Raw genomic sequence first — 5,328 nt, 5'->3', positions numbered from 1 at the left:
GATGAAGCCCAAAGTCTTTGCGATGTTCGTCGGCCCGTCCGTCTTTTTGATGCTCCTGTTCATTGCGGCGCCTCTTATCTCGGTGCTGGTGAATTCGTTCCAAGTCACTCAGCCGATTGTTGAGGTGGTTAAAGTCGAGACATGCACACCAGGTTTTTTGGCCCAAACCTGCGTGACCGAGGTCAAAACGGTCCCGATCCTTGACGAATTTGGCAAAATCCAGACGACAACCAAATGGGTTGGCCTACAAAGCTACGCCAATGTGTTGGAACTGGACCGTGTGGGTGAAGCGATCTCATCGGGGGCATGGGGCAATATTCTTCAGATCGATTTCTGGAAGGCGTTGCGGTTCACGCTGACATTCACATTGATCACGCTGCCCTTTGTATTGGGCCTTGGGCTGGCTATCGCGGTGGTAGTCAATAACGCGACCAAGGCGGTAAAGGGGCCGGTGATCTTTGTGTCGCTGCTTCCATTCATCATCACCCCGGTCATTGGTGCGCTGTCGATCCGGTGGTTGTTCTATGGTGATGGAATTGTGACTGTCTGGCTTGAGGCGCTGTTTATGACCGACATCTCGGTTGCGGCGAATGGCTGGGCGGTTGAATTTTTGATGATGTTTTACCGGGTATGGCACGTTGCTCCCTTTGCCTTTGTGATCTTTTATGCAGGCCTGCAAACGGTCAACCAAGACACCCTCGAAAGTGCGATCATCGATGGTGCGTCGCGGTGGGATCGGTTGCGGTATGTGATTGTTCCACACCTGATGCCGCTGATTATCTTTATCACTCTGATCCACCTCATGGATGCATATCGAGCATTCGAAGAAGTCGTCGGCTTCTCATCCCAATCGCAACGGATCACACTGCAATGGCTGACCTACGATCTGTTGCAACCGGATGATGCGGGCAACCGCGCGATCAGCCGAGCGTCGGCCAGCGCGATGCTGACGATGATCGGGATCGTGCTGATCCTTATTCTGCCACTGCGCCGCACATGGCGCGATCACAAGGGGGGCTGACATGAGCGAGGCTGCCATTCCACGCGCTATGCGCCAACCGTTTGGGCTCAAGCTGGCTTCGAACCTCTTTTTGATCTTTTGGCTTTTGCTCGCGGCGTTCCCATTGTTTTGGGTCCTCGCCATGAGTTTCAAATCACCGGTTGATGCCTTCTCTAGCTCTGCCGCTGAGGTGATTTTTGGGCCAGAGACTTTGGCAAAGGGCGACGGGCTGTCGTTGATCGACATCGCCTTGGGGCTCGCATTCATTTGGCTGTCGATCAAAGCGGCGGTTAAGTGGTTGATGCCGATGGCCGCCGGGGTTGGCACATTACAACGGGTGTTCAGCTGGCTTGTCATCTGCGCGGGTTTTGCGGTGATGGTGATTGTGGGCCTGTTCGTGGTGTTGCCATGGGTCTTGGTGCCGCTAAATGCCGTGGCTGGCCCGTTGGGTACGCCGATCTTGGGTCTCACGACCGAACATTACTATGCGGTTTGGGTTGAAAACGCCTTCTGGCAGAACTTCAATAACTCACTGTTGGTGACGGCGGGGGTGGTGACTGTTTCGCTGACGGTCGGGACACTGGCGGGCTATGGTTTGGCGCGGTCCGGATCAAACCTCGCTTTCTGGATTTTGATCGTAGCGTTGGTGTTTCGCGCCTTGCCGCACTCGGTCTTGGTTGCTGGCTACTTGCCGTTTTTCATCAACTCCGCTGAATGGCTGCGCCCAATCTTGGGGGAAAACGCGCCGACACTCTATGGGCAGCCCTTGGCGGTGATCGCGGTGTTGGTGTCGATTAACCAGCCGTTCACGATCTGGATGCTGCGGTCGTTCTTCCAAAGCATCCCGGAGGAGCTTGACGAAAGCGCTCGCGTGGATGGCTGCACCCATTTTCAGGCGTTTCGCTGGGTGATCATGCCTGTGATGTGGCCGGGGGTAATCACGACGGGACTGTTCAGTTTTTTGCTGGCCTACAACGACTTCTTGGTGACATCGCTACTGCTGGACGCGTCGAACCAGACGATGGTCCCGGCAATCGCGGGTTACTTCAACCGCGAAACAACAACCACTGATCAGGTAGAGGCCGTGGCGGCGGCCGTGTCGATTACGGCGCCACTATTTTTGTTGGTGATGGTGTTCCAACGCCAGATCGTCAGTGGTCTGACAGCCGGGGCGGTCAAAGGATAAAACGTGTGTTCCGGGCGGTTGTCGCCCGGACCTGCCTTAGTCGATGCCCAGTTTTTCGCGCACGCCATGTTCGATCTTGGTCGGTTCCCACAGAGGCACGCCGGCGCGAAATGCGGCGCGCCCGATCATATGCGCACCCACAGGTGCCGTGATGAGCAGGAACACAACGATGGCGATGCACTTCGCGACCGTTTGCGTATCGCCGAAATAGACCGCGACTGCGGCCATGATCAGGCCAGAGGACAGGGTGCCTGCCTTGGTTGAGGCATGCATTCGGATCAAAACGTCGGGCAAACGGACGATGCCAAGGGCCGCGACAAAGGCGAAGAACCCGCCAAGCAGCAGCAGCACGGATATGATGATCAGGCTCATTGCTTTTGCTCCTCGGTGGGGGGCTCATCCATCAAGTCTTGAGCCAATGTGGTGTCTTGGGCGCGGATAATTTTACGTTCAATAAAACGGGCAAAGGCGACAGTTGCTAAAAAGCCAATCAGTGCCAGCACGATGGCCACGTCCAAAAAGGCCTGAACCCCGGACAACAGGGCGTAAAGTCCGCAGAAGGCCACAATCAAGACCGTCATCAGATCCAGCGCGACGACCCGGTCGGCCAGCGATGGGCCTTTGATCAGGCGAATGAACCCAAGGGCCACGGCGACCATCACCATGATAAAGCTGGCGTGTAGTGACCAGTCAAAGAACTCTTGCGGTGTCATTCAAACGCCTCCCGCACCCATTTTTCCATTCCGTTTTCAATGTCGGCCCGAATTTGGTCCGCATTGTCGGCGAACATCGCGTGCACCACGAGGGTGTTGCAGTCCTCGGTCACGTCCATGCTGAGCGTGCCTGGCGTCAGCGAAATAAGGTTCGTCACCAGCAATACCTCAGCTTCGCCTTTGGCCTTTAGGGGTACGCAAATGATACCAGGCTTGGCACGGTGATGAGGCGTGAGAACGTCCCACACCACGTAGACTGAGCTGATGATCAGCTCCCAGTGGAACAGTACGATTAGCTTGACCCATTTGAACACACGCTTGAAATATCCTCCGCCATTGTCCTCGAACAGTGGAGAGGCAACCCAGAGCGCGGCAAAGCCGACGGCCGTGCCAACGGCCAGCCCCGAAAGGGTAAAGTTGCCCGTAAGAGCCGCCCATGACACGGCGAGAATGACGTTTAGCAAGAACAGGCTCATTGAGTGACCTCCGGCAGGGGCGTCGCGGGGGCTGCGATAGCGTCAAGTGGTGCGCTCAGACCCAACACCTTTTCAATGTAGAGTGTTGGTTCCAAAAGTTGAGCCGCCGAGGTTTCGGCAAAGCTGACGAAGGGTTGCGGGAAGACGCCGATAAGCACGGTCATGATCGCAAGCCCTGTGATGGGTGTCAGTAGCGCGAGCTTTTGGCCTGCGGGCAGGGTCGCGAGCGTGGGCACGTATCCGTCGGGATGGGGCTTCCAAAAGGCTTGGCCCCAAATCTTGGTCATCGAATAAATCGTCAATAGACCCACGGCCAATGCGACACCGGCGATGATCCATCCCTCGACCTCAAGGGCGGCCTTAACCAGCACATACTTCGCCCAAAACCCCGAAAGGGGCGGGAAGCCAGCAAGTGAGAACGCGGGGATCAGGAACAACAGCGCAAGAAACGGCGCACCCTTATAGATGCCGCCAATCGCGCCCAATTCCGTACTGCCTGAGATGCGCTGCGCCACGCCTGCGATCAAGAAAAGGTTGGCCTTTACGATGATGTGGTGGACCAAATAGAAGACTGCCCCCACCAGTGCCAACGGTGTAAACAGCGCCAGTCCCAGCACCATGTAGCCAATCTGGCTGACGATGTGGAACGATAGGATTTTGCGGAAATCAGTTTGCGCTGCGGCCCCCAGAACCCCAGTCACCATGGTGAAGCCTGCGATCCACAACAGCAGTGTGTGGGTGAACGCGACATCTGTGTCGAACACCAACGTGAACATGCGGATGAGCGCGTAGACGCCGACCTTGGTCAGCAGCCCTGCAAACACGGCTGATACCGCAAAAGACGGGGTGTGATAGGACGCGGGCAGCCAGAAAAACAGCGGAAAAACCGCAGCCTTTACGCCAAAGCCGATCAGGAACATCGTGGCGATGACGGTCAATGTGCCTTGGTCCTGAATGCGGTCAACGCTGCCTGCAAGGTCGGCCATGTTCAGCGTGCCGGTCATGCCGTACAGCAAGCCAATGCCCGACAGGAACAAGATCGTCGAGATCAGGTTGAGGGTGACGTATTTGATGCCCGCATCCAATTGTTGCTTGGAGCCGCCCAGAACCAAAAGCCCGAACGAGGCGATTAGCATGACCTCAAACCAGACGTAGAGATTAAACAAATCGCCAGTCAGGAATGCACCCGTCACGCCCGCAATGAGCACCTGAAACAGGGCGTGAAAGCCCAATTGGTCCATCCGTTCGGTGATGTCACCGATCGAATATATCGCGACTGCGAGCCCGGTTATCGCGGTGATCACCACCATCACGGCGCTTAGGTAATCGGCCACAAGCGTGATGCCAAAGGGTGCAGGCCAGCCGCCCATCTGTGCGGCCACAACGCCTTGGTCCAACACTTGGCCCATCAAAATGACTGCGGCGATCAGAGTCCCAAAGGACCCCGCGACCGAAATATAGCGCCCCTCAGGCGTGTTGCGGAACAAAAACGCCAACACAGCCGTTGCGAAGGGCAGGATGATGGGTGTGGCGAGGTACCAACTCATTTCGAGGTCTCCCCAGCTTTGGTTTCGCTCTCAAAATGCGGCTCCGCAATGCGCATTTCGTCAGAGTTGAGCGTGCCAAGATTTTGGTATGTCCGGTAAACCAGCGCTAGCGCAAAGGCGAACAGGCCAAAGCCAATCACGATGGCCGTCAGCACCAGTGCCTGAGGCAGTGCATTGGCAGCGCCCACTACGGTGTCGGCGCCTTCTGCAATCAGGGGCGGTGTTTCAGGGGTTAGCCCCCCGGCGGCAAAGATCGTCAGGTTGGCTGCGTTAGATAGCAACACCAGACCAAAGATGAACCGCAGCACATTGCGCGCCATCATTAAATAGACAGATGTGGCGACAAGAACCCCCACCATGATGGCAATCAGACTTTCCATCAGACTTCCTCTTCCAGCGCGAGCAC

The 5,328-nt window shown here is 56.4% G+C and carries 7 protein-coding genes; 2 read left to right on the top strand and 5 right to left on the bottom strand.

The window, feature by feature from the left end; translation table 11 throughout:
* Together AC4GMC_RS16985 and AC4GMC_RS16980 are read left to right on the top strand one after the other, a co-directional pair.
* The coding region (locus tag AC4GMC_RS16985; RefSeq protein ID WP_487878168.1) for a carbohydrate ABC transporter permease at positions 1-1,021 on the top strand (1,021 nt) is incomplete at its 5' end.
* 1 nt (position 1,022) lies between these two features.
* Positions 1,023-2,186 (top strand): carbohydrate ABC transporter permease, encoded by a 1,164-nt coding sequence (locus tag AC4GMC_RS16980; protein WP_487878169.1) that lies wholly within the window; start codon positions 1,023-1,025, stop codon positions 2,184-2,186.
* A 36-nt stretch (positions 2,187-2,222) separates the two neighbouring features.
* Here the strand turns inward: AC4GMC_RS16980 and mnhG are convergent, their stop codons facing one another.
* From mnhG to AC4GMC_RS16955, 5 genes are read right to left on the bottom strand one after another with little or no spacing between them, the layout of a single operon-like run.
* Positions 2,223-2,558 (bottom strand): monovalent cation/H(+) antiporter subunit G, encoded by a 336-nt coding sequence (gene mnhG, locus AC4GMC_RS16975; protein ID WP_487878170.1) that lies wholly within the window; start codon positions 2,556-2,558, stop codon positions 2,223-2,225.
* Complete coding sequence (locus AC4GMC_RS16970) at positions 2,555-2,899, bottom strand: MrpF/PhaF family protein (protein WP_487878171.1); 345 nt, start codon at positions 2,897-2,899, stop codon at positions 2,555-2,557. Before AC4GMC_RS16970 ends, mnhG begins: the two co-directional genes overlap by 4 nt.
* Entirely contained in the window at positions 2,896-3,375 is a 480-nt protein-coding gene (locus tag AC4GMC_RS16965) for a Na+/H+ antiporter subunit E (protein WP_487878172.1), read from the bottom strand. The genes AC4GMC_RS16970 and AC4GMC_RS16965 overlap by 4 nt, the downstream gene beginning before the upstream one ends.
* Positions 3,372-4,922 (bottom strand): Na+/H+ antiporter subunit D, encoded by a 1,551-nt coding sequence (locus AC4GMC_RS16960; RefSeq protein WP_487878173.1) that lies wholly within the window; start codon positions 4,920-4,922, stop codon positions 3,372-3,374. The genes AC4GMC_RS16965 and AC4GMC_RS16960 overlap by 4 nt, the downstream gene beginning before the upstream one ends.
* Positions 4,919-5,302 carry a Na+/H+ antiporter subunit C gene (locus AC4GMC_RS16955; protein ID WP_487879368.1) on the bottom strand — a complete coding sequence of 128 codons (384 nt, stop codon included), beginning with the start codon at positions 5,300-5,302 and terminating at the stop codon, positions 4,919-4,921. The genes AC4GMC_RS16960 and AC4GMC_RS16955 overlap by 4 nt, the downstream gene beginning before the upstream one ends.
* Positions 5,303-5,328: the final 26 nt, after the last annotated feature.

The sequence above is a fragment of the Thalassobacter sp. genome (genome assembly GCF_982993085.1).
This window is presented reverse-complemented; position numbering and strand designations above follow the sequence as displayed.